Source organism: Streptomyces nigra (assembly GCF_003074055.1).
GTDB classification, from domain to species: Bacteria; Actinomycetota; Actinomycetes; order Streptomycetales; family Streptomycetaceae; genus Streptomyces; species Streptomyces nigra.
The window spans coordinates 298,498-322,199 of sequence record NZ_CP029043.1 but is presented as its reverse complement, the minus strand read 5'-3'; the positions used below and the strand labels follow the sequence as shown (position 1 = coordinate 322,199).

The window sequence follows — 23,702 nt, the reverse complement described above, 5'->3', positions numbered from 1 at the left end:
CAGTTGAAAGGTGCGGGGCGACGGCTGCAGGCAGAAAAAAAGTCGCTCGCCCCGTACAACCCTTCAGCCCCTCCGGGAGTCTCTCCTGCGCCGGTCATGATCGTGTCATGCCAAACGCTGTCGGCGACGGCGACCGCGATGGCCACGGGACCGGCACGGACACCGCTTCCCTGGGAGGACCTTCGTGCGCAAACGCACCCTGCTGATGTCCGCGACGCTGCTCGCGTCGGGCCTGTCCCCGCTCGTCGCGACAGGAGCGCAGGCCGCTTCCGGGGCTCCGGGCGACATCGACAAGGACGGCTATCGGGACGTCGTCGTGTCGGCCCCGGACGCCAAGGTCTCCGGGCACGCCAAGGCCGGGGCCGTGGTGGTCCTGTACGGCACCGCACGCGGGATCGACCCGTCCCGGCGCACGGTGCTGACCCAGAACTCCACCGGTGTGCCGGGTACCGCCGAGGCCGGCGACCGCTTCGGCGCCGCCGTGGCCGTCCACGACGTGAACCGCGACGGCTACAGCGACCTCGTGGTCGGCGCGCCCGGCGAGGACGTCGACGGGGACGACGGGGGCGGCTCCGTCACCGTCGTGTACGGCGCCGCCTCCGGCCTCACGAAAGCAAGGACGGTCGCCGACCCCTGGCCGTCGACGCACGACGCCTGGGGACGCACGCTCGCCGTGGGCGTCTACAACGGACTCAACCCCGTCAACGACGGCAAGCTGTCCATCGCCATCGGCGCCAACGACGCCGAAGTCACCTACATGCCGGCCGACCTGTCCGCGCAGTCCGGCACTTCCGGCAACGGGTTCATGTTCAATCCGGCCCACGGCATCGTCGCCCTGACCCAGGTCGACCTGCCCAACACCGACAACGACCGGCTGATCGTCCACGGCCGTGGAGTGTGGGACGGCGGCTGGGGGTACGACGGCACAGGCGACGACCCGGCCACCTGGCTCGCCGACCCGGCCGGGTTCGAGGGCACCCAACTGCCCGCGGGCACGGTCTCCGCCGTGGGCGACCTGAACGGCAACGGATCGCCCGACCTGGTCGTCGGCAACCCCGAGGACCCCTCCCAGAGCCCCGGGACCGCGCTCGGCGGGCAGGTGACCGTCTACTTCGACGCCGGATACGGCGGTTCGCCGAGCAGCGTCCAGACCATCACCCAGGACACCTCCGGCGTACCCGGAGCCGGTGAGGCCAAGGACCGCTTCGGTGCCTCCGTCGCCGTCGGCGACACCGACAAGGACGGCCGGGCGGACCTTGTGATCGGCGCCCCGGGCGAGAACGGGAACAGCGGATCCGTCATCGTCGTCCGCGGCACCGCGGGACGGCTCGACACCGCCCACGCCCGCACCTGGACCCAGAACACCGCGGGAGTGGCGGGAACCTCGGAGACCGGCGACACCTTCGGTGCGGCCGTTCGCGTCCTCGACACGAACAAGGACGGCCACGGCGACCTGCTCGTCGGCGCCCCCGGCGAGAACGGCGGAGCGGGCAGCCTGTGGCTCCTGCGCGGCTCGGCCACGTCCGTCACGGCCACCGGCTCGGTCAACGTCGGTCCCGGCGGCGCCGGGCTCGGCTCGAGCGGTGCCGCACACTTCGCCCAGGTGGTGACCGGACCGTGACCGCCCGCACCCCGCACACCCGACTTCGCCTCCCCGGAGCAGACATGCCGTCCCCCGCCCGCGTCCCCTCGCGCTCCCTCGCCTGCGCGATCGCCGTCACCACGGCGGCCACACTGACCGCCGTCGTGTTCCCGGCCGGACCCGCGGCCGCCGCGGCGCCGTACAAGGGCGCCAACACGGCCGCCGTACAGGACGACTTCAACGGCGACGGCTACCGCGACCTGGCGGTCGGCGCCCCTGGCGCCGCCGACGGCTCGGTGGACGCCGCCGGTGCGGTCGTCGTCCTCTACGGCTCGGCGAGCGGCGTCTCCGCCACGCACCGCACCGTCATCACCCAGGCCACCACCGGCGTTCCGGGCGCCCCCGAGGAGTGGGACGGCTTCGGCACGTCGGTCGCCTCCGCCGACCTGGACCGCGACGGCTACGCCGACCTGCTCGTGGGCACGCCGAGCGAGGCGGCGGGCACGATGGGCGGCATCGGCTCCCTCACCGTCGTCTGGGGCGGCAGCTCCGGACTCAAGGGAGGAGCGGCCGTCTCACCGCCCACCGGCCTCGACGAGGGCTGCGGCTTCGCCGCCGGCATCGCGGTCGGAGACGTCACCGGCGACGGCGCCCCCGACATCGGAGTCACCGGGAACTGCGGCGCCACCTCGTACACCGGCCCGTTCACCCGGACCGGCCGCCCGGCCCAACGGTCCTTCGTCGACGCGCTCGGCACCAACCGCGGTGTCGCCATGGGCGACGTCGACCGCGACGGGCGGGCCGAACGCTTCTGGCTGCCCGGCCCCACCGGCGGAGACGTCAACGGCACGGTGTACGTGGACCGGGGGGACGGCACCTACACCGAACTGCCGCTCGCCGACGGCGTCACCGGCCGCGTCGGGGACGTGAACGGCGACGGCTACGGCGACCTCGTCACCGGCGTGCCCTACGACGCCTCCCTGATGTCCGACCCCAGCGCCGCCCACCGCGGCGGAGAGATCCAGGTCCTCTACGGAGGCCCCCACGGCATCGACGCGGAGCAGAAGCCGCAGGTCATCCACCAGGACACCGCCGGAGTCCCGGGAGCGGGCGAGGACGGCGACCTGTTCGGCGAGTCGCTCAGCGTGGGGGACACCGACGGCGACAAGTACGCCGATGTCGTCGTCGGCGCTCCCTGGGAGGCCCTGGGCTCCCGTGTGGGCGCGGGACAGGCGACGCTGCTGCGCGGCTCCGCCACCGGCCTCACCGCCACCGGCGCGGTCGTCTACAGCCAGGACACCACCGGCGTGCCCGGCACGGCGGAGCAGGGCGACCGGTTCGCCGCCGCTGTCCACCTCGTCGACGTCACCAAGGACGGCCGGGCGGAACTGGCGGTCGGCGCTCCCGGGGAGAACGCCGACGGGTTGCTGTGGACCGCCAAGGGCACCACGGCCGGCCCGGTGACATCCGGGTCGAAGACGCTCAGCGGAACCGCCGCCGGTGCCAAGCGGAGGTACGCGGACGTCGAGTTCGGTGCGGCACTCCCGGGTGCGCGCCAGACCGGCTGAGCCGGACGACGAAGGCCGAGGGGCAGGCGCCCGTCACGGTCGCCTGCCCCTCGTGTGCGCGCCCGCGCCCATCCGCTCAGCGCCAGCCGAGTTCCGGGGCCACGTGGGTGAGGATGCTCTCCAGCACATGCGTGTTGTAGTCGACGCCCAGCTGGTTCGGGATGGTCAGCAGAAGGGTGTCGGCGGCCTGGATGGCCTCGTCGTCCTGGAGGAGCTTCACCAGCTCGTCCGGCTCCCCGGCGTACGACCGCCCGAAGATGGCCCGGGTCGTGTCGTCGATCATCCCGATCTGGTCCCGGGAGTTGCGGTCGCGGCCGAAGTAGGCCCGGTCGAGGTCGTCGGTCAGGGCGAAGATGCTGCGGCTGACCGACACGCGGGGCTCCCGGGTGTGGCCCGCCGTGCGGTACGCCTCCCGGTACGCCTCGATCTGCTTGCGCTGCTGCACGTGCAGCAGCTCGCCCGTCTCATCGTCCTTGAGCGTCGAGCTCTGCAGGTTCATCCCCAGTTCACCGGCCCAGACCGCGGTCGCGTTCGACCCGGAACCCCACCAGATCCGGTCCCGCAGTCCCTCGGAGTGCGGCTCGATCCGCAGCAGACCGGGCGGGTTCGGGAACATCGGCCGGGGGTTGGGCTGGGCGAACCCCTCGCCGTCCAGGACCTTGAGGAACTCCTTGGTGTGGTGGCGCGCCATGTCCGTACCCGTCTCGCCGGGGGCCGGTTCGTGGCCGAACAGACGCCAGCCGTCGACGACCTGCTCCGGTGAGCCGCGGCTGATGCCCAGCTGCAGCCGGCCGCCCGCGATGAGGTCGGCGGCGCCCGCGTCCTCCGCCATGTAGAGCGGGTTCTCGTAGCGCATGTCGATCACGCCGGTGCCGATCTCGATGGCCGAGGTCCGCGCCCCGATCGCCGCGAGCAGCGGGAACGGGCTCGCCGCCTGCCGGGCGAAGTGGTGCACCCGGAAGTACGCGCCGTCCACGCCGATCTCCTCGGCGGCGACCGCGAGGTCGATCGACTGGTGGAGCATGTCCGCGGCCGACCGGGTCCGGGAGTACTCGCCGGGCGACCAGTGACCGAAGGAGAGGAAGCCGATTTTCTTCACACTGTCCCCAGCGCCCGGACCCCCTCGTTGATTCCCGCCCCTGGTCAGCGGAGCAGCAGGGCCAGCGCCGCCCCCGCGTTGTGGTCCGCGATGTGCCGCATGACCTCGCGGTGCGGGAAGTCGCCGTCCAGGAGGCGCAGCGGTCCGGCCACGAGCGAGAGGTGTGTCGCCAGGGCGTACAGGTCGAGCCGGGCGGGATCGAGCCCCGGACGCGCCAGGGCCGGATACCGTTCGCCGAAGCGCAGTCTCAGGAAGACGTGCTCCCACTCGACGTCGAAGTACATCAGGCCCTCGATGTCGATGAGGACGGGGTGCCCGTCGGCGTCGACCAGGACATGGTCGGGCCCCAGCTCGCCGTGGATCAGCCCGTGCCCGGTGCGCGGAGCCACCCGGGCGGCCAGCTCCCGCAGACGGTCCCGCAGGGCGTCCGCGACGGCACCGATCCGGGGTTCGCGCTCCGCCGCCTCCGCGAGGTCGTCCAGAGCCCGCTCCAGCACCAGCTGCCGACACGACTCCCCGGCCGCCGTACCGCCGCGTTCCAGCACATCCACCCGGCCGTACCGGGGACTGCGCTGCCCGTGCATCACGTCGAGCATGACCGCCAGCTCGTCCATGACCGCCGACCCCCGTACGGGATCCGTCCGCAGGAGCGCTTCCAGGGTGTCGCCGGGGACGTCCTCGACGACCGCCACGTCCGCCGGATACCGGGTGCGGCCGCCGTCGGAGAACAGCACGGCCGGCACCCGGACGCCGAGGCCGGCCAGCGTGCGCTGGGCCGCGAGGAATGGGGCGAGACCGGAGGCCGGGGCGAAGGGGTGGGCCGGGTCCACGCCTTCCGCGCCGGGCCAGAAGTTCTCGTCCTCGGCCCAGCTGTAGACGATCACCCGCGCGACCGGCGACCCGTCCGTGTGGACGCGGTACACGCCCTTCTTGCTGCCACCCCGCAGCCGCTCCACGCCGACGACACGGGCCGCCGCTCCCAGCGCTTCCCGTACGACCCCCGACAGGGCTTCCCCCTCCGCGAATTGACGCATCCGGCGACCTTATCCCGGGCCGTGACGCACCCGGGCCGGGATCAGGTCGCGCAGTACGGCCTAGGCCGTGTCCGCAAAGTCCCGCCTGCCGTTCGACGCCCGGCACTCCCCCAAGCTCTTCGAGCAGGGGGACCCCCACTCGCCGCACCGGCCGGGCTCCCGCGTACAACCAGTACGCGGGAGCCCGTCCGGCGCTCCCCCAGCTCTTCGAGCAGGGGGTACCCCCAGAGCACGCACCGGACGCCGCTCGGCCCGCCCTACGGGCGGACGACGCGACTTTACGGACACGACCTAGCGGTGAAGGTCGTACCGGTCCAGGTTCATGACCTTGTCCCAGGCGGCCGTGAAGTCACGGACGAACTTCGCGTCGCCGTCCCGGGCCGCGTACACCTCGCTGAGGGCGCGGAGTTGGGAGTTCGCGCCGAACACGAGGTCGACGGCGGTCGCGGTCCACTTGACGTCACCCGTGACCCGGTCGCGGCCCTCGTACACGTTCTCGTCCGTGGTGGACGTGGACCACTCCGTGCCCATGTCGAGGAGGTTGACGAAGAATTCGTTGGTCAGCACCCCGGGCCGCTCGGTGAGGACGCCGCGCCGGGCCCCCTTGAAGCCGGTGTCCAGCGCGCGCATGCCCCCGATGAGGACGGTCATCTCGGGGGCGGTGAGGGTGAGCAGGTTGGCGCGGTCCAGCAGCAGCGTCTCCGGGGAGAGCTTCTCGCCGGGCTTCAGATAGTTGCGGAAGCCGTCGGCCGCGGGCTCGAGGACGTCGAAGGTGTTGACGTCCGTCTGCTCCTGCGTGGCGTCCGTACGGCCCGGCGCGAAGGGAACGGTGACCTGGTGCCCGGCGTCGGCCGCGGCCTTCTCGACGGCCGCGCAGCCGCCCAGGACGATCAGGTCGGCGAGGGAGATCCGGGTCCCGCCGCTCTGCGTGCCGTTGAAGTCCTGCTGGATCCGCTCCAGCGCCCGCAGCGTCCCGGTCACCTCGGGCAGGTTGTTCAACTCCCAGTCCTTCTGCGGCGCGAGCCGGATCCGCGCCCCGTTGGCGCCGCCGCGCTTGTCGGTGCCGCGGAAACTGGCCGCCGAGGCCCAGGCGGTGATGACGAGCTGGGAGACCGACAGCCCCGAGTCGAGGATCGTGCGCTTGAGGGCGGTGATGTCCGCGTCCCCGACCAGGTTGTGGTCGACGTCGGGAACGGGGTCCTGCCACAGCTGCGGCTCGGGGATCCACGGGCCGAGGTAGCGCGAGCGGGGACCCATGTCACGGTGCAGCAGCTTGAACCACGCCTTGGCGAAGGCGAGCGCGAACTCCTCCGGGTTCTCGTGGAAGCGCTTCGAGATCGGCCTGTAGACCGGGTCCAGCTTCAGCGCGAGGTCCGTCGTCAGCATGATCGGGGCGTGCCGCTTGGACGGGTCGTGGGCGTCCGGCACCTTGTCCCGGGCGGACGGGTCGGTCGGGGTCCACTGGTGGGCGCCCGCCGGGCTCGTCGTGAGCTCCCAGTCGTAGCCGAACAGGTTGTCGAAGAACCCGTTGTCCCACTTGGTCGGCTCGTACGTCCACGCCCCTTCGAGCCCGCTGGTCAGCGTGTCGGAGCCCTTGCCGGAGCCGCAGGTGTTCCGCCAGCCCAGGCCCTGCTGCTCGATGGGGGCACCCTCGGGCTCCGGGCCGAGGCAGCTGGGGTCGACCGCGCCATGGCACTTGCCGAACGTGTGACCGCCCGCGATGAGCGCGACCGTCTCCTCGTCGTTCATCGCCATCCGCCCGAACGTCTCCCGGATGTCCCGGGCGGCGGCCATCGGGTCGGGGGTGCCGTTCGGACCCTCCGGGTTGACGTAGATCAGCCCCATCTGCACGGCGCCGAAGGGGCCGGTGAGCTCCCGGTCGCCGCTGTAGCGCTCGTCCCCGAGCCAGGTGTCCTCGGGACCCCAGAAGATCTCCTCGGGCTCCCACACGTCCTCCCGGCCGAAGGCGAACCCGTAGGTCTTGAACCCCATGGACTCCATGGCGCAGTTCCCGGCGAAGACCAGGAGGTCCGCCCAGGAGATCTTCTTCCCGTACTTCTGCTTGACCGGCCACAGCAGACGGCGCGCCTTGTCCAGGCTCGCGTTGTCCGGCCAGCTGTTCAGCGGCGCGAACCGCTGCGCGCCGCTGCCGCCACCGCCCCGGCCGTCCGCGATCCGGTACGTCCCCGCCGAGTGCCAGCTCATCCGGATGAAGAGCGGGCCGTAGTGTCCGTAGTCGGCGGGCCACCAGTCCTGCGACGTCCTCATCACGTCGAACACGTCCCGCTTCAGCGCCTCGACGTCGAGGGACGCGAACTCCTTGGCGTAGTCGAAGTCGGGGTCCATCGGATTCGCCCGCGGAGAGTGCTGGTGGAGGACCTGAAGGTCCAGCTGGTTCGGCCACCAGTCCCGGTTCGTCCGGGGCCGGGTGGCCGTCGGGGTGGGGGAGGGGATCGCCGGGTTCTCGCTCTCACTGCCGGGCATGTGCGCGTCCTGCTTCCTGGAGTGTCGTGTCCCTTTTGTCGGATTCTCCTTCTGACGGTGGGTGCTTTGCGCGCGGCGGGCAATCCGACACGCGCGCGAACGGACCCATGGCGCCCGCAGGAGGGAAACGGGGCGCGCTGCGCGCCCGGTCGCCTCCCGCTCAGAGCGCTCCCCACGCCGTGGCCGCGTCGGTGAGCTGCTCGCGTACGACGGTGAGGGCCGGGTTGGCCGGTGCGCCCCGCCGTACCGCGAGGTACAGCGTGTTCAGTGGAGGCGCCTCCGAGCGGTGGAGCCGTACGACCCGGCCCGCTGCCAGGGCCGGGTCGGCGAGGTAGCGCGGCAGCGCCGAGATCCCCGCGCCCGCCTCCACGGCCGCCAGGACGGCACGCAGATCCGGGGCGACGAGGGCGACCGGGTTGGCGGGGCGGTGGCCGAACTCGCTGCGCCAGTAGCGGCGCAGGATCGGCAGCTCCTCCCCGTAGGCGACGAGCGGCAGCGCCGCCAGCGCCTCGGCCGGGTCGGTCCGCAGCCGCTCGGCGTCCACGGTGCGGGCCATCGACGGAGGGCCCACGAGCAGGAACTCCTCGTCGACGAGCGGGACGCCGAGAAGGCCCTGATGGGTAGGCCGGATGGACGACACGACGAGGTCGAGACGGTCGGCGGCCAGGTCCGCGAGCAGAGCCTCGGCCAGGCCGAAGCTCGCCTGGAGATACAGACCGCGGCCGGTGAGCGGGGCGAGCGCCGGCAGCACCCGCAGGGTCATGATCTCGGCCGCGCCACCGATCCGTACCGTCCCGCGCAGCGGCGGCTCGGCCTCCGTGGAGCCCAGGACGTCCCGCAGGCCGTCCAGGTGCAGACTGACCCGGGCCGCCAGGGCGGCCGCGCGCGGCGTCGGCGTGACACCCTGCCGGGAGCGCAGGAACAGCGGCTCCCCGATCTGCTCCTCGAGCCGGGCCAGCTGACCGGTGACGGCGGGCTGTGTCACGCCCAGCCGCTGGGCGGCCGCGGACAGGGAGCCGGCGCGGTAGATCTCCAGGAACGTGGCCAGCAGGTCCAGGCTCGGCACGCGGTCTTCCTCCTCTCAACAGGTCAGCGGCGGGTGTCCGGATAGAGCCAGTTCCGGAAGAGCCGGCTGAGGCGGGGCATGATCAGGAAGGTCAGCAGCGGGGCCGCCACCACGGGAAAGGCCAGGGCGCGCAGCGGCAGTGGCCAGGACCCGAGGTGCGGGCTGAGCAGCCAGTTGATGAGGAACGACACGGGGTAGGCGCCCAGCATGGTCATCAGGGTCGCCTTCCACTTCGGCGGGGCCTTGACCGGTTGCTCCGGCAGACTGAACCAGGTCTCGGTCCCCGTGGTCTGCGGCGGCGACGTCGACACCTCGTGGGCGATCTCGTGGACGCGCCGGAGCCAGTCCTGCCGTTCGGGCAGCCGGACCCACTCCATGAGCCGATCCTCGTCGGTGAAGCGAAGGACGCTGTGATAGACGCCCTGGCTCCCGTGCGGACGCAGCCAGGTCACACCGTCGTGGCCGCAGAACTCCCGTGCCCGCTCCGCGATCTCGTGCGTGAGCTCCTCGAACTCCTCCTCGCGGCCCCGCTGGACGGCCCAGCTGATGACGAGCGTGATGCCCTGCGGTTCGTCGGCGGCGGGCGTCGGCGGCGGGGACGCCGGTCGTCGCGTCATCGGGCCGTCCTTCCGGTGCGGGTGGTCAGGCCGTGGGCTCGGTCAGCAGGGTGTAGCGGACGGTCTGGGCGCGGATGAGGCCGTCGCGGAAGAGGGTGTCCACGCCGCCCTCGACGCGCGCCCCGTCCGCGTCCGCCGCCCACTCCAGGAGCATCACGTCATCGGTGAAGACCGGCGTTCCGGGCTTCCACCGCGCGTTCGGGAGATCGGCGAGGACGCCGCCGATGCCCTGCTTCACCCCCTCACGCCTGTGCAGGACGCCGGCCGGGGTGAGGAGGACGGCATCGGGTGCGAAGTCGGCGGCGATCGCGTCGAGGTCTCCGGAGCCGAGGGCCCGGACGTGGTCGCTGAAGGTCTCCTGAGGGCTGCGCGTCATCGAGGCGTGTCCGTTCGTGTGGCCGTGCCGCGGGTGCGGCACAGGAAGCATGTCAGGGGAGATGGGCGATGCCGTGGGCGCCTTGCGTCGTGTCGGGGTCCCCCGGGTCGACGTCCGGCACCGTGATCACGGAACCGTCGGCCAGGTCCACCACGTGCACGGTGCCGGAGCGGAGGCCGGCGACGAACGCGCGGGCGCCGTCCGGGGTCGTACGGATCGTGATCGGGACCTGGCCCACGGGCGCGCCGGCCAAGCGGGGCGAGCCCGTCGGCGGAGAGGGGCACGGGCTTGACGCCCTGCCCCCGGACGTGTGCGTGTGAGCGCGCCGCCGCGCCTGGCTCAGGCGGCGAGGGTCTTGAGGACCGCCTCGGCGGTCGCCGTGCTCGACTGCGGGTTCTGACCGGTGATCAGATTGCCGTCCACGACGACCGTGCTGCTCCAGGCGGCACCGGTACGGACGTCCGCGCCGCGCTCACGCAGCCGGGACTCGACGTAGTACGGCGTGTCGGCGCCGAGGCCGCCCTGGTTCTCCTCCTCGTCGGTGAACGACGTCAGCGCGCGACCGGCGAAGGTGAAGGTGCCGTCCTCCTTGGTGGCGCTGAGCAGACCGGCGACACCGTGGCACAGGGCGGCCACCGTCTTGCCCCGCGCGGCGGCCTGGTTCAGCAGACGGCCGAGGTCGGCGTCCTGGGCGAGGTCGGTCATCGGCGCGTGGCCGCCGGGGATGTAGACCGTGTCGTAGTCGTCCAGCGTGACGTCGGACAGCGACAGCGGAGCCGCGAGCGTGTCGGCGATACCGGCGAGGTACGACTCGAACTCGGCGGCGTCGGCCGGGGAGACGCCGCCCTGCTCGCTCAGGCTGAGGGCGTCCACGGTGGGCTTCGCGCCACCCGGCGTGGCGATGTCCACGGTCGCCCCGGCGGCCGTCAGCACACGGTGGGAGGCGGCGACCTCCTCGGCCCAGAAGCCGGTCGGGTGGGCGGAACCGTCGGCGAGCTCCAGCGTCGTGGCGGCGGAGACGACCATGAGGATCTTCGACATGAGTAGGCCTGGCCTTGTCAGTGGGAAACGGATGTCACGCGGTGAACCCGCGCACCGTCCGGACGGGGTGCCCGGCGGCTGATGGGAACAACCCCACGATCCATCACCGATCTTCCACTGACATTCCGAGAGCCATAAGGAAACTTATAGATGCCGCTCAGCGGGTCGTCAGTGCGGCCGAAGTCAGCCGCTGACGGAGGGGAAGCCGACGGCGCTCACATGGGCCATGGCCCGGCTCGACACCCGGTAGCGGTCGTTGGGCACGTCACGGGACGTGGTCACGTGCACGGCCAGGGGTCCCGCCCACTCGTAGCCGCGGTGCGCGCCGTACTGCGCGAGCTTGTCGGTGAGCACCTGCCCCACCCGGGAGCGGTGGCCGCCGAGTTCTGCGTGGACGTGCTCGGCGAGCTCCACGTCGTATGCGTTGGGGACCACGACACGGCTCTCGCTGCACACCACCGCATGCCGGTCGCACTCGCGCCGCAGCGCGGCCACCAGTTCGACCGGTTCCTTGCGGAACCACCGCTCGAACAGCCGTCCTCCGACCCGCTCGAGCGCCTGCTCCCATCCGGTGAGGTTGCTCATCCGAACGCCACTCCTCTGTCCCGTCGTCAGTGCCTTGTGTCACGCGCTGCAGAAGCGGGTGCCCAGAACGCCGGCTTCATTGCCTCGGGAGGACGTTCGGATGATGCTCGGATGAGAGCAGGCGCTCAACGGCCGTGCTGGGAGCCGGTCACGGCCGGGTAGTCCGTGTACCCCTTCACTCCACCGGCGTAGTACGTGTCGCGGTCGCCCTCGGCGAGGGGGTGTCCGTGTGTGAAGCGCTCGACGAGGTCCGGATTGGCGATGAAGGGGGCGCCGAAGGACACCGCGTCGGCGAGCCGCCGTTCGAGGAGGTCGTTGCCGGTCGCCTGGGTGAAGCCGAGGTTGGCGATGACGGAGCCGCCGTAGTGGGAGCGGAATCGGCTGAACGCGGTGAGGGTGTCGTCGGTGTCCGAGCCGGGGGCCGGGCCGACGAGGTGGAGGTAGGCCAGGTCGCTGTCGTCGAGGCGCTTCAGCAGCAGGTCGTAGTCGGCCAGTGTGTCGGCGTCCGCCGTGAAGGTGGGCCCGCCGTTCCAGTACGGGGAGAGCTTGACGCCGACCCGCTCGCCGCCCCACACGTCGCTCACCGCGTCCACGAGGTCGAGGAGGAGCTGGGCGCGCTTCTCACTGGTGCCGCCGTAGGCGTCGGTGCGCTGGTTGAGGCGGGGGTTGAGGAACTGGGCGATGAGATGGGACCCCTGCGCGTGGATCTCCAGGCCGTCGAACCCGGCGCGCCGGGCGTTGGCGGCGGCCTGCCGGTAGCTGCGGATCGTGTCCGCGATCTCCGCGCTCGTCAGGGCGCGGGGCGTGACGGTGGCCTTCGGGCCGTCCGGGGTGAAGGACATCTCCTGGGGGTTGACGGCCGAGGGGCCGACGGGGAGACGGCCGCCCTGGTGGTCCGGGTGCGAGACCGCGCCGAGATGGCCGATCTGGGAGACGATCCGGCCTCCCGCCGCGTGCACGGCGTCGGTGACCTGGGCCCAGCCGGCGGTCTGGGCGTCGGTGTAGATGCCGGGGACGTGGATGTAGCCGATCGCGTCCGGGTTGACCCAGGTCCCCTCGCTGATGAGCAGACCGGCGCTCGCGCGCTGGGTGTAGTAGGTGGCGTGCAGATCGGTGGGGGTCAGCTCGGGGTTGGCGGCCCGGGCGCGGGTCATGGGTGCCATGACGACCCGGTTGGGCAGTTCGAGCGCGCCCAGACGGACGGGGCGCAGGAGGGGCTGGGTGGTGGCGGGGGCCGGGGTCTGGTCGGACATGAAGTTCTGTCTCCTGAAGGGGAGTTGGGGGAGGGGGTCAGTCCTGCTTGAGGACGTGGAGGCCGGACAGCGGGCCCCCGAGCTGGAGGAGGCGGCCTCCTTCGCGCAGGCCGCCGACGTCGACGGGCGCGAAGCCGAACTCCGAGGTCAGCCGCACCACGGTGTCCTTGGCGTCGGCGTCGTCACCGGCCAGGAACAGCACCTGTCGGCCGGCCTCATGGCGCGGATCGGGCGCGATGTACCCCGCGAACAGGGAGTTGAAGGCCTTCACCACGCGGGCGCCGGGGAGGAGCGAGGCCACGTATTCGCTGCCGGTGAGATCGCCCAGGTCGGCGACCGTCGGGCGCGGGTGCAGGGTGGCGAACTGATTGGTGGCGTCGACGACGACCGTCCCTTCCAGGGACGGGAGTCGGGCGGCCACATCGGGGACGTGCGGCCAGCCGACCGCGAGGACGACGAGGTCCGCGGTGGCGGCTTCGGCGGGGGTCGCGGCGGACGCGAGCGGGCCGAGGTCCTGCACCAAGGGGGCCAGGGAGTCGGGTCCTCGGCTGTTGCTGAGGACGACCTCGTGGCCGTGCCGGACCGCGTGCCGGGCGATGGCCTGGGCGATGGTCCCGGCTCCGAGCATGCCGATCTTCATCAGGGAGCTCCGATTTTAATGACGAGCATCATTAAAGTAATGATGAGAGGTAACCTTGAAAACGTCAAACGCGGTGCGGTCGGCGAAGGAGAGCGGGCATGCCACGGATCACCAAGGAAGAGAAGGCCAGAAACCGGCAGAACATCGTCGAGGCGGCCGGGCGCCTGTTCCGCGCACAGGGCATCGACGCCGTCGGGATCGCCGACCTGATGAAGGAGGCGGGCCTGACCCACGGCGGCTTCTACAACCACTTCGCGTCCAAGGACGACCTGGCCGCGGAGGTCTGCAACGCGTCCTTCGCGTCGTCCCTGGGCGTGCTGGCGCAGGCCGTGGAGGCGGGTGACGAGCCCACCGGCTCACCGCTGCGGAGGGTGGTGGACGACTATCTCTCGGCCGAGCACCGCGACGCCCCGGACGGAGGCTGCCCCTCCGCCTCCCTGGTGATCGACGCCGGACGCCACGACGAGACGATTCAGCGCTCGTACACGGGTGGCGTGGAGGGCTATCTGGCGGGATTCGCCGGAGAGTTCGCGCGCGAGGCGGACGAGGCGTTGTCTCCGCGGGAGGCCCGCGAGCGGGCGGTCCTGCTGCTCAGCCAGATGGTCGGCGCGATGGTGCTCGCCCGCGCGGTGCGGCACGTCGAGCCCGGGCTGTCCGACGAGATCCTGGAGACATGCCGGGCGCACGCACTCGACTGAGCGCCCTCAGCTGTGCGCGTACGGCACGACGACGATCTGCACGTCGTCCTCGTAGACGACCTGTCCCGGATCCGTGGAACGCAGCACCCGGCAGTCGACGCCATGCGCGGACAGGATCTCCAGATAGCCGGGGACGCGAGCGAGGAGATGCGTGGCCGACGGCTTGAACCACGCCGCGGCACCCGGGTTGACCTCGTCGTCGTAGACGGTGGGGTCGACGGTCGAGGGGTCGGTGTACGCCGCGTCGTACCACTTGTTGTTGAGGCGCCGGAACGCCTCCTGCTCCTCCGACAGCCTGCCCTCCCGAGCGAGGTTGTTCACGAGGCCGAAGACGCCGGTGAACCGACCTCGGTCGTTGCGATGCGGCGACTGGAACCGCAGGTACTGAACGCCCTCGCTGTCACTGATCCCCATCGGCACATCCTCGCACCGTCTGTGCAGCGGTGACGCCGTTCGAGTGTCAGTGCCGGAATGATCTATGCCAAGGTGTCAGCCGCCCGGGGATCTCACCCTTCAGGAGGAGCCAGTGCCGTACCCGGAATCGCTCACCCCCGAGGAGAAACTCGACGAGGCGAAGCAGCTGTTGAGCCTGCCGGGGATCGTCGCGATCTGCGGCTCCACCCGCTTCATGGCCGAGATGAACGAGGCCGACGTGCGGGAGACCGAAGCCGGCAGGATCGTCGTCAAACCGGGCTGTGACCTAAAGTCACCGCACCCGCTCTGGTCCGATCCGGACCAGGCCGAGGGGCTGAAGGCCCGGCTCGACGAGCTGCACCGGGCGAAGATCCGGCTCGCCGACGAGGTGCTGGTCGTCGGCGACTACATCGGGGACAGCACCCGGGCCGAGATCGCCTACGCCCGGTCGCTGGGCAGGCCCGTGAGGTTCACGCACCCGGAGGTCGACCCCGGCCCGTCTCCGCGGTGAGGGATTTCGGCCGTCACTCTGCGGCCTGGGTGCCCTCCTGGCTCTTCTCGAAGAGGGCGACCAAGCCGTGAGCCGTGTCACCGAGCAGGGTCACCCCCGGCGCCCTGTTCCACCGATGCCCGCCCGGCAGGGCGTACAGCGGGCGCAGGACCGGCGCGACATCGCTTTCCGTGATCAGGGCGGTGAGTTCGGGAGCCCAGCCGGCGAGCTGCCCGTTGCAGTCGTGGATGTCGAGCAGCCCGCCCTGCGTACGGGCCGAGGGGGACGACTCCGCCTCCTAGACGGTGACGGGGACGGCGTGCAGGTGCAGGACACGGGCCGGCGTGAGCCCGCCGAGTCCGGCGCCGATGATCGTCACTGGGGTCCGCATGGCGTGGCTCCTTCGTCCTCGTGCCGCCGTGGGTTCCGGACGGCCTCCGCTGCCCAAGGTGCCGAGCGCCGCCGACAGGCCGCCGACAGCGGGGCGACCGTGCCGACAGCGCCCCGACAGCGGAGCGGCACCGCGGCGATACGCCGTGATCGAGAGCGGGCGCGCACACTCCCCGATACACGGCTGATACAGGGCTGAGCTGTGACAGATGCACGATCGCGGGGTGCGGCGGACATAATTGCGGACCTGGACGACAGGCCGCCGCGCGTGCGACGTGAGCGGTGTACGGCACGGAAGGAAGGTCGGGCCCCATGGCTGACGGGGACACCCCGGCACCCGTGTCGATCCTGCTGGTCGAGGACGACGAGGTCATCCGCAGGTCGGTCGCGCTGGCGCTGGAACGCTACGGCTACCGCGTCACCCGCGCCGCCGACGGTCTGACCGGACTCGAACGGTTCCGGGAGGGCGGCCACGACCTGCTGCTGCTCGACGTGATGCTCCCCGGCCTCGACGGCATCGGGCTGTGCCGCCGGATCAGGGAGACCAGCATGGCCCCGATCCTGATCATGTCCGCGCGCGGCGACGCCCTGGACGTCGTCTCCGGGCGGGAGGCGGGCGCGGACGACTACGTCGTCAAACCCGTCGACACGGCGGTCCTGGTGGCCCGTATCCGCTCCCTCCTGCGGCGGGCCGTGTACGCCCCCACCGCCGACCGGACCCGGGTGGGACCGGAGTCGTCCCCGGCCGACACCGGCACCCGGCTCGTCTTCGGAGACCTCGTCATCGACACCGCCGGACTCGAGGTCGCGGTGGCGGGGCGTCCCGTCGCGCTGGCCCCCACCGAGCTGCGGCTGCTGCTGGAGTTCGCCGCCAACCCCGGCATCGTCCTCGACCGGCAGACCCTGCTGCGCAACGTCTGGGACTACGGCTGGGACGGCGACAGCCGTGTGGTCGACCTGTGCGTGCAACGGTTGCGCAGGAAGATCGGAGCCGAGCGCGTCGAGACCGTACGCGGCTTCGGCTACAAGCTGCGGCGCTGACATGGACCTCATACGCGACCTGCGCAACTGGCGTTCGCTGCGCTGGAAGATCGCCCTGCTCGTCGCCGTCTGCTGCTGCGCCGTCGCGCTGACCGTCGGCCGGCTGGTGCACTCCAGCACCCTCGACCGCTCCATGAACGACGGCGGCGCCAAGGCCGTCGAGTCGCTGAGCCGGGCGCTGGAGGACTACGAGCGCGACGGCACCCCGCCGCCCGGGCTCCACCTGACCCCCGGCGCCCTGCCCGACGAACTGCTGCACCGGCTGCGTACGGGTCAGGACGCGAGCGGCGGCTACGTCACCTGGTACGACGGGGAAAACCCCGGTGACCACCCGTCGATGTGGGCGGCGAGGACGTACCGCGGCGAGCCGGTCGCCGTGGAGACCGACATGACGAGCGACCTGCTCACCCGCCGTGCCCTGGACCGGCACATGTGGAAGTACTCGCTGCTCACCCTGGGGGTCGTCGTGCCCCTGGCGGCACTCGCCGCCGAACTGCCGCACCGGCGACTGCGGCGCGTGGCGCACACCGCCCGCCGGATCGCCGCCGGTGACCTCACCGCCCGCACCGGTTCCGGCGGCCGGGGCGGTGACGAGATCACCGACATCTCGGCCACGGTCGACTCGATGGCCGACAGCCTGCACCAGCGGCTGCTGACCGAGCAGCGCTTCACTGCGGACGTCGCGCACGAACTGCGCACCCCGCTGATGGGCCTGGTCACCGCGAGCGGACTGCTGCCCGAGGGCGAGGCCACCGAACTGGTCCAGGACCGGGTCCACGTCCTGCGGACCCTGGTCGAGGACCTGCTGGAGATCTCCCGGCTGGACGCGGGCGCCGAGCGGGCCGACGTCGGACGCGTCCCGCTGGCCGAGGCGGTCGCGGAGTCACTGAGTCGTACGGGACTGGAGACGCCGCTGACCGAGGAGGACGCCGCGTCCGTGGAGACCGACCCGAGGCGCCTCGACCGTATCGTCACGAACCTGGTCGTCAACGCCCATCGGCACGGACGGCACCCCGTCACGGTGACGGTGGCCGGGGCGACGGTGACCGTACGGGACCACGGGGCCGGCTTCCCCGCCGAAGTGCTCACCGACGGACCCCAGCGCTTTCGCACCGGGACACCGGAACGGGGCCGCGGCCACGGCCTGGGACTCACCATCGCCCTCGGCCAGGCCAGGGTCATCGGGGCGTCCCTGTCGTTCGCGAACGCCCCCGACGGCGGGGCCGTGGCCACCCTGCGCCTGCCCCCATCCGCCTGACGCGCCGCGCCTCCCTGTTACGTGACGGATGCACGGCTGAGCGGGAGCGAAGACTCGGGTACGGCGGGACGGACATCCGGCCCGCCCACAGTGACCGCTGTGCGTGAACGCCGCGCACCGTGTCCTGTGGAGGTACCCCCATGCCCGAGCCTCAACTGCGCCCCCGTCATGACTCCTTGTGGCGCCGCCCGCTGCTCCTCTCGACCGGCACCCTGTCCCTGGCCGGCCTTCTGGCCCTCGGTGTCGTCCACATGGACGGCGGGGACGGCGCGGGCACGGCCGGGGCGACGGCCCGTACGCCCTGGGCGGCCGAGCTGCCCTGGCCTCGAGAAGGGCAGGCCGCCGTACGCATCAACGGCGTGGGCGACCTGGGCTCCCACGGCCCGCAGACGCCGGTGCCGATCGCATCCGTCACGAAGGTGATGACGGCCTACGTCATCCTGCGCGACCACCCGCTGCGGGACGGCGGCTCCGGTCCCGGCATCACCGTCGACCAGCGGGCCGCCGACGAGTCGGTCTCCGGTGTGGAGTCCACCGTCCCGCTGGAGCGTGGGCAGCGGCTGAGCGAGCGGCGGCTGCTGGAGCTGATGCTGGTGCCGTCGGGGAACAACGTGGCCCGCCTGCTGGCCCGTTGGGACGCCGGTTCGGAGGAGGCGTTCGTGAAGAAGATGAACCGGGCCGCCGATGCGCTCGGCATGAACCGGACCACCTACACCGGGGCCAGCGGCTTCGAGCCCACGACGACGAGCACGGCCGCCGACCAGCTGAAACTGGCCCGGCAGGTGATGCGGGACAAGGCGTTCCGGACTGTCGTCTCGAAGCCCCGCACCACTGTTCCGGGGTCCTCCCGCACCCTCCCCAACACCAACACCCTGCTGGACACCCCCGGCGTGGTCGGCATCAAGACCGGTTCCAGCACCCCGGCGGGCGGCGCCCTGATGTGGGCGGTGACGGTGCCCGACGGGCGAGGGCGGGAGCACTTGGCCCTAGGCGTAGTCCTGCACCAACGGGCCGGCACCAGTCCGCAGGAGGGTCTGATCGCGGTCTTCGACAGCAGCCGGGCACTTGTCGAGGCGGTGCGGCACCGGATGTCGGCGACCGAGGCCGCTCTCGCCGCGGACGCCGGTGAGGCGAAGCCATGACCAGGGTCCTCGCCCCCTCGCCCCGCTCGACCCCACCGCCACCGCAGCCGCCAGCCCGGCCGCGCCGCTACGACGGCGTGTGGCGCCGGGGACGGATCGTCGCCCTGCTCGCCGCTCTGACGGCCTGCCTCATGCTGGGGCACTCCCTGGTCCCTGCCGGACCCGGGCATCTCGGGAGTCTGGTCCAGACGTTCCTGCCCTGGACGGGCCTCGCGGTCCCGCTGCTCCTCGTATGCGCGGCGATCCGGCGCTCCGCCACGGCCGCCGTGGCCGTGCTGGTCCCCGCCCTCGTGTGGTGCTCCCTCTTCGGCGGGCGCTGTCTCGACAAGCGCGCGCCCGGCGGGGACCTGACCGTCGTGACGCACAACGTCAACGAACACAATCCGCACCCGGCCCGCACGGCCCGCGCCCTGGCCGCGTCCGGCGCCGATGTGGTGGCCCTGGAGGAACTGGGGGACAGCACACCCGTCTACGAGCGGACGCTGGCCACCGGTCACCCGTACCACTCGGTGCGGGGCACGGTCGGGCTGTGGAGCCGCTATCCCCTCACCGAGACCCGGACGGTCGACATCGCACCCTGGCCGCGCGCCCTGCGGGCCACCGTACGCACTCCCGAGGGGCCGGTCGCCGTGTACGTCGCCCATCTGTCGTCCGTCCGTTTCACGGCCGCGTCGGGGTTCGGCACGGAAGCGCGGGACGCCGGTGCCCGCCGACTGGCCGCCGCGCTGAGCACCGAGCGGGTCGCCCGGATCCTCGTCGTCGGCGACTTCAACGGCACTACGGACGACGACGCCCTGTCCGTCCTGACGGCGCGCCTGCGCTCGGCCCAGGACGTGGCGGGGGACGGCTTCGGCCTGAGCTGGCCGGCCTCGTTCCCGCTGGCCCGGATCGACCACATCCTCGTACGGGGGATGGAGCCGCGATCGGCCTGGACGCTGCCCGCCACCGACAGTGATCACCGACCGGTGGCGGCCTCCCTGCGACTGGGCGGAGGGCCATGCCCCGGGTCCGAGGCCGAAACGGCCGCGCCCCCGCGTTGTGATTAACTGCCTGACGTGGTGCGTAAGCGCCCGTGGTCCGGTGGAGGAGGAAGCGGATGAGCCGCCGGGACGAGCCCTCGACGACGTCAGAGCGCGGCCCTGCCGGCGGGAGCGGAGCCGACGCCGTCACCCGTGTCCGCGCCGGCCGACCCACACTGCCGCCTTCCCTGCGGCGGGTCGCCGACGCCGTGATCGCGGACCCGGCCGGCAGCTCCGAACTCTCCATCGGCGCGCTTGCCGAGCGCGCGGCCACGTCACCCGCCACCGTGCTGCGGTTCTGCCGGTCGCTCGGCTTCGGCAGCTATCCCCAGTTGCGGCTGGCACTGGCCGCCGCCGTCGCGCACGAGCGTGCGGTGGGCGGGGAGCAGTCGGCGCTCGGGACGGACATCGATCCGTCCGACAGCCTGGAACAGATCGTCAAGAAGATCATCTACAACGAGGTCCGTGCCCTCGACGAGACGTCCCGCAGCGTGGACCCGTCCGTTCTCGGCCGAGCCGTGGACGCCATCACCGGGGCCCGGCGCATCGACATCTTCGGCGTCGGAGCCAGCGCGTTCGTCGGCCAGGACCTGCACCAGAAGCTGCATCGCATCGGCCACATCGCGTTCGTCTGGACGGACGTGCACGCCGCCTTGACGGCGACCGCCCTGCTGGGCCCCGGCGACGTGGCGATCGGCATCTCGCACTCGGGGGAGACGGAGGACACGGTCGAGCCGCTGACGGTGGCCGCGGCACGAGGAGCCACCACGGTCGCCCTCACCAACTTCCCGCAGTCACCTTTGGCGCAGGCGGCCGACCTGGTCTTGACGACGTCCGCCCGCGAGACCCCGTTCCGCTCGGGCGCCACGGTCAGCCGAATTGCCCAACTGGCCCTCGTGGACTGCCTGTTCGTGGCCGTGGCGCAACGGTCGTACGACGCGGCGGCGGAAGCGCTCCAGGAGACGTACACCGCCGTACAGCGTCGACGAAAGCGACACCCGTAGTCCCCGGGGCCCCGCGGGCAGTTGACAGCGAGCCCAGCCGCGTTGGAGAGCTGACATGGGACGATCGGGCGGTGAGTCGACGCGTGAACCGTGACCTCTCCCTCGAGGAGCTTGAGCGCGATCACTGGTCGGCCCCGCCGGGCGGCGAAACCCGCTTGATGACGACCGTGCGTGAGCTCCGGCGCAAACCGATCGGCGGCCTGACGGTCGAGGACATGCGGTTGCTCATCGGACAGGACGTGGGCCTCGCCTACCTCCTGCCGCTGGCGATGGAGGTCCTCCGGGACAACCCACTGGCGGAAGGCGACATGTACGAGGGCGATCTGCTGGCCGCCGTGCTCACCAGGAGAGCGGAGGCCTGGAGAGAGTTCCCCGAGCTCAGGCAGGAGGTCCGCCGGATCGTCTCGGCGTTGACCGACGTGCCGCCTGCCCTGAAGCGCGAGGTGGAGGGCTTCTTGGCTCTGTAGCTCACCGACAGTGGTCGCCGTCGGGTGAGGAGCCGGCGGAATGTCCACGAGGAGTGCCGCGAGCGGCCGTGCCCAGGAGGCGTCGCAGCACGTCCCCGGGTGAGCCGGCGGACCATCCTCGGTGACGTCGAAGGCGGCGACGCGGGCCGCGGTGGGGTGCTCGGGGTACTCGTCATCGCCCGAGCACAGGGCGTACTCCAACCCGTACCGGATGGAGGTCGTGCGTCGGCCGCGGCCGCAGATGAAGCAGTCCAGGCTGAGCTCCAGCCTCTTGTCCCAGTGCAGGTTGTGGAAGCCCTCACCATGCAAGGGGCCGGTCAGTTCCGCTGTACCGGTTGTAACGGCTCCGCACCCGCCACGAACACCGCGCCGATCTCCACCAGGGCTTGCTCGACCTGGCCTGCAGCGTCGTCCGCCTCCGCCGCCCTCGGGCCCCACCCTGAAACCATCAGTCAGTCGAGTGACCAATTCGTCAGCTTCATGGGATTCAGCATCAGCCACACGTTCGTGACGCACTCAGCGCTGACGTCGAAGGTCATCATTCCGTATCGATCACCGCCACTTCGAAGAATGTAACCGAGGCCGTCAGCCGTATCGCGTCGCTCAAGGCGGAGGGCGGGCTGCTTGCGCATCACGCCCATGAACCACCGGGCCACATGATCCGCCCCGCGGATGACCCGAGGTGCGGCATTGACGAAGCCTCCGCCGTCTACTCGCAGTTCGACGTCTGGAGCCAGCAGGCGAAGCAGGACCTCGATGTTCCCTCCGACGGTTGCATCGCGGAATGCCCGGACGACCTCGTCATGCTGGTGTGGAGAAACCTGTGCGCGTCTCCCTCGACGGACGTGGCGGCGTGCGGACGTCGCCAATTGCCTTGCCGCCGCGGGGGAACGACCTACGATGCCGGCGATCTCGTCGAACGGGACGCCGAACACGTCGTGCAGCACGAATGTCACTCGCTCTGCCGGGGTCATGGCCTCGAGGACCGTCAGCAGCGCCATGCTGACGGCATCGTCCAAGGTGACACGTTCAAGCGGATCGGCAGCAGGGTGACCGGAATTCAGCGGCGTCTTCGCCGTGCCTGCGAAGAGGTCGGCCGGAACCGGCTCCGGCAGCCACTGCCCGACGTACGTCTCTCGTCGAGCGCGCGCGGAACCCAGCAGGTCGAGTGAGATGCGGCTCGCGACTCGCATCAGCCATGCCGCCGGCGTGGCGATTCGGTCGCGTTCCTCGGGCTCGAGGCGGTACCACCTCACATACGTCTCCTGCACGACGTCCTCGGCATCGGCCAGGGTGCCCATCATGCGAAAGGCCAGCGACAGCAGACGATGGCGTTCCGTCATGACCGCATCGAGAGCCCGTGATTCATCGCGCTCGACTCCTCCGGAGTCCGATGATTCGGCAGGAGAATCTTTCGGCATGGGGCACCCTTTTCCAATCTGTTCGCGCCATCCTTCCCCATCGAATTCAGGCGATGGGGATTCCAGGAATCGGATACCGCACGGTTCCTCTCCGGTACGCGCCGCGTGGGATCATGGCCTCGAGGAGCTCCTTTCCGTCTACGGTCACCACCTGACGATCGTCTCCCCGATGGGCCAGCGTGGCGCGGAAGAGGTCGTCATGGTAAAAGCGATCGGGTCCCGCGATCTCGACCTCACCGCCCGGCTTCGGAGTCGTGACCGCTTCGGCGAGCAGGTCGATGACTTCGGCCAACTCGACGGGCTGGATGAATGTCCTCGGAGCGAGAACCTTCCCGTCCACGGTGTGCTGGTCGATGAGGGCAGGGATGTAGCTCTGGAACTGCGTCGCCCGAATGATCGTGGCAGGGATCGAAGCCGAACGCACGGCCTTCTCCTGTGCCACCTTGCCGAGGTAGTAGCCGATCTCCGAAGCGTCCCCCTCCCCGACGCCGACGATGGAGAGCACGATGTGATGGCGCACACCTGCCCGCTCGCCCTCCGCCGTGAGGCTCTTGATCGATCCCTCGAAGAACGAGATCGCCCCGTCCGCATCGAAGCGGGGGGTGTTGAGGACGTTCACGATGGTGTCGACTCCGGCGAGAGCCTCGGCGAGGCCCTTGCCCGAGATCACGTCGATCCCGTCCTCAAGGCCTCCCGAGACCACCTCGATGCCCTTGGCCTCCAAGGTGTCGGCAAGTGGGGATCCCACACGGCCGCGTCCGCCAGCGATGAAGACCTTCATTTCCTCACTCCGTTCCGGGGCGCCAGTCGCTGCCCTCACCAACATGACGACGCACCCGGGACAGATGTGAGGTCGGCGGCCAGGGCGGCCTTGCCGTCACGCGGTCGACGTCGGCTCCTGCCTGCGGTCGTACGGCACCCCCACACCTACCCACCGCATGTAACTAATTTTCATCGTACGCATCTGATTGAAAGTTATTGACATTCGGCGCCGCGGCTCCCGATACTCCCGT

The 23,702-nt window shown here is 71.2% G+C and carries 24 protein-coding genes and 1 pseudogene; 10 read left to right on the top strand and 15 right to left on the bottom strand.

The features are described 5' to 3' along the window. Nucleotides 1-184: 184 nt before the first annotated feature. On the top strand, nucleotides 185-1,621 hold the full coding sequence (locus DC008_RS01500) for an FG-GAP-like repeat-containing protein (RefSeq protein WP_108705332.1): 1,437 nt from the start codon (nucleotides 185-187) through the stop codon (nucleotides 1,619-1,621). 44 nt (nucleotides 1,622-1,665) lie between these two features. Beyond that, nucleotides 1,666-3,150: an FG-GAP-like repeat-containing protein gene (locus DC008_RS01495; protein WP_108705331.1), complete on the top strand. Its 1,485-nt coding sequence runs from the start codon at nucleotides 1,666-1,668 to the stop codon at nucleotides 3,148-3,150. Nucleotides 3,151-3,226: 76 nt separating this feature from the next. Here DC008_RS01495 and DC008_RS01490 read toward each other — a convergent pair whose 3' ends face one another. The 11 genes from DC008_RS01490 to DC008_RS01440 all read right to left on the bottom strand — a co-directional run bounded on the left by DC008_RS01490 (nucleotide 3,227) and on the right by DC008_RS01440 (nucleotide 13,345). Continuing rightward, nucleotides 3,227-4,249 carry an LLM class flavin-dependent oxidoreductase gene (locus tag DC008_RS01490; protein WP_108705330.1) on the bottom strand — a complete coding sequence of 341 codons (1,023 nt, stop codon included), beginning with the start codon at nucleotides 4,247-4,249 and terminating at the stop codon, nucleotides 3,227-3,229. A gap of 44 nt (nucleotides 4,250-4,293) precedes the next feature. Continuing rightward, complete coding sequence (locus DC008_RS01485) at nucleotides 4,294-5,283, bottom strand: phosphotransferase family protein (protein ID WP_108705329.1); 990 nt, start codon at nucleotides 5,281-5,283, stop codon at nucleotides 4,294-4,296. Nucleotides 5,284-5,574: 291 nt separating this feature from the next. Next, nucleotides 5,575-7,767, bottom strand: coding sequence for a catalase/peroxidase HPI (gene katG / locus DC008_RS01480; protein WP_108705328.1), 2,193 nt, complete (start codon nucleotides 7,765-7,767; stop codon nucleotides 5,575-5,577). Between the two features lie 160 nt (nucleotides 7,768-7,927). Further along, nucleotides 7,928-8,833, bottom strand: a complete 906-nt coding sequence (locus DC008_RS01475; protein WP_108705327.1) for a LysR family transcriptional regulator — start codon at nucleotides 8,831-8,833, stop codon at nucleotides 7,928-7,930. Nucleotides 8,834-8,856: 23 nt separating this feature from the next. Further along, entirely contained in the window at nucleotides 8,857-9,450 is a 594-nt protein-coding gene (locus DC008_RS01470; protein ID WP_108705326.1) for an antibiotic biosynthesis monooxygenase, read from the bottom strand. Nucleotides 9,451-9,475: 25 nt separating this feature from the next. Continuing rightward, nucleotides 9,476-9,826, bottom strand: coding sequence for a nuclear transport factor 2 family protein (locus DC008_RS01465; RefSeq protein WP_108705325.1), 351 nt, complete (start codon nucleotides 9,824-9,826; stop codon nucleotides 9,476-9,478). Nucleotides 9,827-9,878: 52 nt separating this feature from the next. Then, a complete protein-coding gene (locus DC008_RS01460; RefSeq protein WP_123953981.1) occupies nucleotides 9,879-10,064 on the bottom strand; it encodes a hypothetical protein in 186 nt (61 codons plus the stop codon). Nucleotides 10,065-10,165: 101 nt separating this feature from the next. Beyond that, nucleotides 10,166-10,867 carry a type 1 glutamine amidotransferase domain-containing protein gene (locus tag DC008_RS01455; protein ID WP_108705323.1) on the bottom strand — a complete coding sequence of 234 codons (702 nt, stop codon included), beginning with the start codon at nucleotides 10,865-10,867 and terminating at the stop codon, nucleotides 10,166-10,168. A gap of 183 nt (nucleotides 10,868-11,050) precedes the next feature. After that, nucleotides 11,051-11,452, bottom strand: a complete 402-nt coding sequence (locus DC008_RS01450) for a DUF3662 domain-containing protein (RefSeq protein ID WP_108705322.1) — start codon at nucleotides 11,450-11,452, stop codon at nucleotides 11,051-11,053. Nucleotides 11,453-11,577: 125 nt separating this feature from the next. After that, nucleotides 11,578-12,705 carry an alkene reductase gene (locus tag DC008_RS01445; protein ID WP_108705321.1) on the bottom strand — a complete coding sequence of 376 codons (1,128 nt, stop codon included), beginning with the start codon at nucleotides 12,703-12,705 and terminating at the stop codon, nucleotides 11,578-11,580. Between the two features lie 37 nt (nucleotides 12,706-12,742). Next, nucleotides 12,743-13,345 carry an NADPH-dependent F420 reductase gene (locus tag DC008_RS01440; RefSeq protein WP_108705320.1) on the bottom strand — a complete coding sequence of 201 codons (603 nt, stop codon included), beginning with the start codon at nucleotides 13,343-13,345 and terminating at the stop codon, nucleotides 12,743-12,745. A gap of 98 nt (nucleotides 13,346-13,443) precedes the next feature. Between DC008_RS01440 and DC008_RS01435 the strand changes: the two genes are divergently transcribed. Beyond that, nucleotides 13,444-14,043, top strand: coding sequence for a TetR/AcrR family transcriptional regulator (locus DC008_RS01435; RefSeq protein ID WP_108705319.1), 600 nt, complete (start codon nucleotides 13,444-13,446; stop codon nucleotides 14,041-14,043). A gap of 6 nt (nucleotides 14,044-14,049) precedes the next feature. Here DC008_RS01435 and DC008_RS01430 read toward each other — a convergent pair whose 3' ends face one another. After that, nucleotides 14,050-14,457, bottom strand: coding sequence for a hypothetical protein (locus tag DC008_RS01430; RefSeq protein WP_108705318.1), 408 nt, complete (start codon nucleotides 14,455-14,457; stop codon nucleotides 14,050-14,052). A 64-nt stretch (nucleotides 14,458-14,521) separates the two neighbouring features. Here DC008_RS01430 and DC008_RS01425 point away from each other — a divergent pair, with 64 nt between their 5' ends. After that, on the top strand, nucleotides 14,522-14,968 hold the full coding sequence (locus DC008_RS01425) for a hypothetical protein (protein WP_108705317.1): 447 nt from the start codon (nucleotides 14,522-14,524) through the stop codon (nucleotides 14,966-14,968). 181 nt (nucleotides 14,969-15,149) lie between these two features. Here DC008_RS01425 and DC008_RS01415 read toward each other — a convergent pair. Then, nucleotides 15,150-15,338: pseudogene (locus DC008_RS01415) on the bottom strand (FAD-dependent monooxygenase); the annotation flags it as partial. 311 nt (nucleotides 15,339-15,649) lie between these two features. On the opposite strand from DC008_RS01415, the gene cseB reads away from it, so the two are divergent. The 6 genes from cseB to DC008_RS01380 all read left to right on the top strand — a co-directional run bounded on the left by cseB (nucleotide 15,650) and on the right by DC008_RS01380 (nucleotide 21,268). Then, entirely contained in the window at nucleotides 15,650-16,378 is a 729-nt protein-coding gene (gene cseB / locus DC008_RS01405) for a two-component system response regulator CseB (RefSeq protein WP_108705316.1), read from the top strand. Between the two features lies 1 nt (nucleotide 16,379). After that, complete coding sequence (locus tag DC008_RS01400) at nucleotides 16,380-17,636, top strand: sensor histidine kinase (protein ID WP_108705315.1); 1,257 nt, start codon at nucleotides 16,380-16,382, stop codon at nucleotides 17,634-17,636. 140 nt (nucleotides 17,637-17,776) lie between these two features. After that, on the top strand, nucleotides 17,777-18,778 hold the full coding sequence (locus DC008_RS01395; protein ID WP_108705314.1) for a D-alanyl-D-alanine carboxypeptidase family protein: 1,002 nt from the start codon (nucleotides 17,777-17,779) through the stop codon (nucleotides 18,776-18,778). Next, on the top strand, nucleotides 18,775-19,824 hold the full coding sequence (locus DC008_RS01390) for an endonuclease/exonuclease/phosphatase family protein (protein ID WP_244221317.1): 1,050 nt from the start codon (nucleotides 18,775-18,777) through the stop codon (nucleotides 19,822-19,824). The genes DC008_RS01395 and DC008_RS01390 overlap by 4 nt, the downstream gene beginning before the upstream one ends. A 50-nt stretch (nucleotides 19,825-19,874) precedes the next feature. After that, nucleotides 19,875-20,801, top strand: a complete 927-nt coding sequence (locus DC008_RS01385) for a MurR/RpiR family transcriptional regulator (RefSeq protein ID WP_108705313.1) — start codon at nucleotides 19,875-19,877, stop codon at nucleotides 20,799-20,801. A gap of 83 nt (nucleotides 20,802-20,884) precedes the next feature. Continuing rightward, a complete protein-coding gene (locus tag DC008_RS01380) occupies nucleotides 20,885-21,268 on the top strand; it encodes a contact-dependent growth inhibition system immunity protein (RefSeq protein WP_108705312.1) in 384 nt (127 codons plus the stop codon). Between the two features lie 452 nt (nucleotides 21,269-21,720). Here DC008_RS01380 and sigJ read toward each other — a convergent pair whose 3' ends face one another. Both sigJ and DC008_RS01370 read right to left on the bottom strand, forming a co-directional pair. Beyond that, complete coding sequence (gene sigJ / locus DC008_RS01375) at nucleotides 21,721-22,689, bottom strand: RNA polymerase sigma factor SigJ (protein ID WP_108705311.1); 969 nt, start codon at nucleotides 22,687-22,689, stop codon at nucleotides 21,721-21,723. A gap of 46 nt (nucleotides 22,690-22,735) precedes the next feature. Further along, nucleotides 22,736-23,470, bottom strand: coding sequence for an SDR family oxidoreductase (locus DC008_RS01370; protein ID WP_108705310.1), 735 nt, complete (start codon nucleotides 23,468-23,470; stop codon nucleotides 22,736-22,738). Between the last annotated feature and the right edge of the window lie 232 nt (nucleotides 23,471-23,702).

Bases quoted from the DNA above. Each gene is read 5' to 3' on its own strand.
- DC008_RS01495 (WP_108705331.1), top strand. From the start codon at position 1,666: ATGCCGTCCCCCGCCCGCGTCCCCTCGCGCTCCCTCGCCTGCGCGATC.
- DC008_RS01485 (WP_108705329.1), bottom strand. From the start codon at position 5,283: ATGCGTCAATTCGCGGAGGGGGAAGCCCTGTCGGGGGTCGTACGGGAA.
- katG (WP_108705328.1), bottom strand. From the start codon at position 7,767: ATGCCCGGCAGTGAGAGCGAGAACCCGGCGATCCCCTCCCCCACCCCG.
- DC008_RS01470 (WP_108705326.1), bottom strand. From the start codon at position 9,450: ATGACGCGACGACCGGCGTCCCCGCCGCCGACGCCCGCCGCCGACGAA.
- DC008_RS01465 (WP_108705325.1), bottom strand. From the start codon at position 9,826: ATGACGCGCAGCCCTCAGGAGACCTTCAGCGACCACGTCCGGGCCCTC.
- DC008_RS01455 (WP_108705323.1), bottom strand. From the start codon at position 10,867: ATGTCGAAGATCCTCATGGTCGTCTCCGCCGCCACGACGCTGGAGCTC.
- DC008_RS01450 (WP_108705322.1), bottom strand. From the start codon at position 11,452: ATGAGCAACCTCACCGGATGGGAGCAGGCGCTCGAGCGGGTCGGAGGA.
- DC008_RS01445 (WP_108705321.1), bottom strand. From the start codon at position 12,705: ATGTCCGACCAGACCCCGGCCCCCGCCACCACCCAGCCCCTCCTGCGC.
- DC008_RS01440 (WP_108705320.1), bottom strand. From the start codon at position 13,345: ATGAAGATCGGCATGCTCGGAGCCGGGACCATCGCCCAGGCCATCGCC.
- DC008_RS01435 (WP_108705319.1), top strand. From the start codon at position 13,444: ATGCCACGGATCACCAAGGAAGAGAAGGCCAGAAACCGGCAGAACATC.
- DC008_RS01430 (WP_108705318.1), bottom strand. From the start codon at position 14,457: ATGGGGATCAGTGACAGCGAGGGCGTTCAGTACCTGCGGTTCCAGTCG.
- DC008_RS01425 (WP_108705317.1), top strand. From the start codon at position 14,522: ATGCCAAGGTGTCAGCCGCCCGGGGATCTCACCCTTCAGGAGGAGCCA.
- cseB (WP_108705316.1), top strand. From the start codon at position 15,650: ATGGCTGACGGGGACACCCCGGCACCCGTGTCGATCCTGCTGGTCGAG.
- DC008_RS01400 (WP_108705315.1), top strand. From the start codon at position 16,380: ATGGACCTCATACGCGACCTGCGCAACTGGCGTTCGCTGCGCTGGAAG.
- DC008_RS01395 (WP_108705314.1), top strand. From the start codon at position 17,777: ATGCCCGAGCCTCAACTGCGCCCCCGTCATGACTCCTTGTGGCGCCGC.
- DC008_RS01390 (WP_244221317.1), top strand. From the start codon at position 18,775: ATGACCAGGGTCCTCGCCCCCTCGCCCCGCTCGACCCCACCGCCACCG.
- DC008_RS01385 (WP_108705313.1), top strand. From the start codon at position 19,875: ATGAGCCGCCGGGACGAGCCCTCGACGACGTCAGAGCGCGGCCCTGCC.
- sigJ (WP_108705311.1), bottom strand. From the start codon at position 22,689: ATGCCGAAAGATTCTCCTGCCGAATCATCGGACTCCGGAGGAGTCGAG.
- DC008_RS01370 (WP_108705310.1), bottom strand. From the start codon at position 23,470: ATGAAGGTCTTCATCGCTGGCGGACGCGGCCGTGTGGGATCCCCACTT.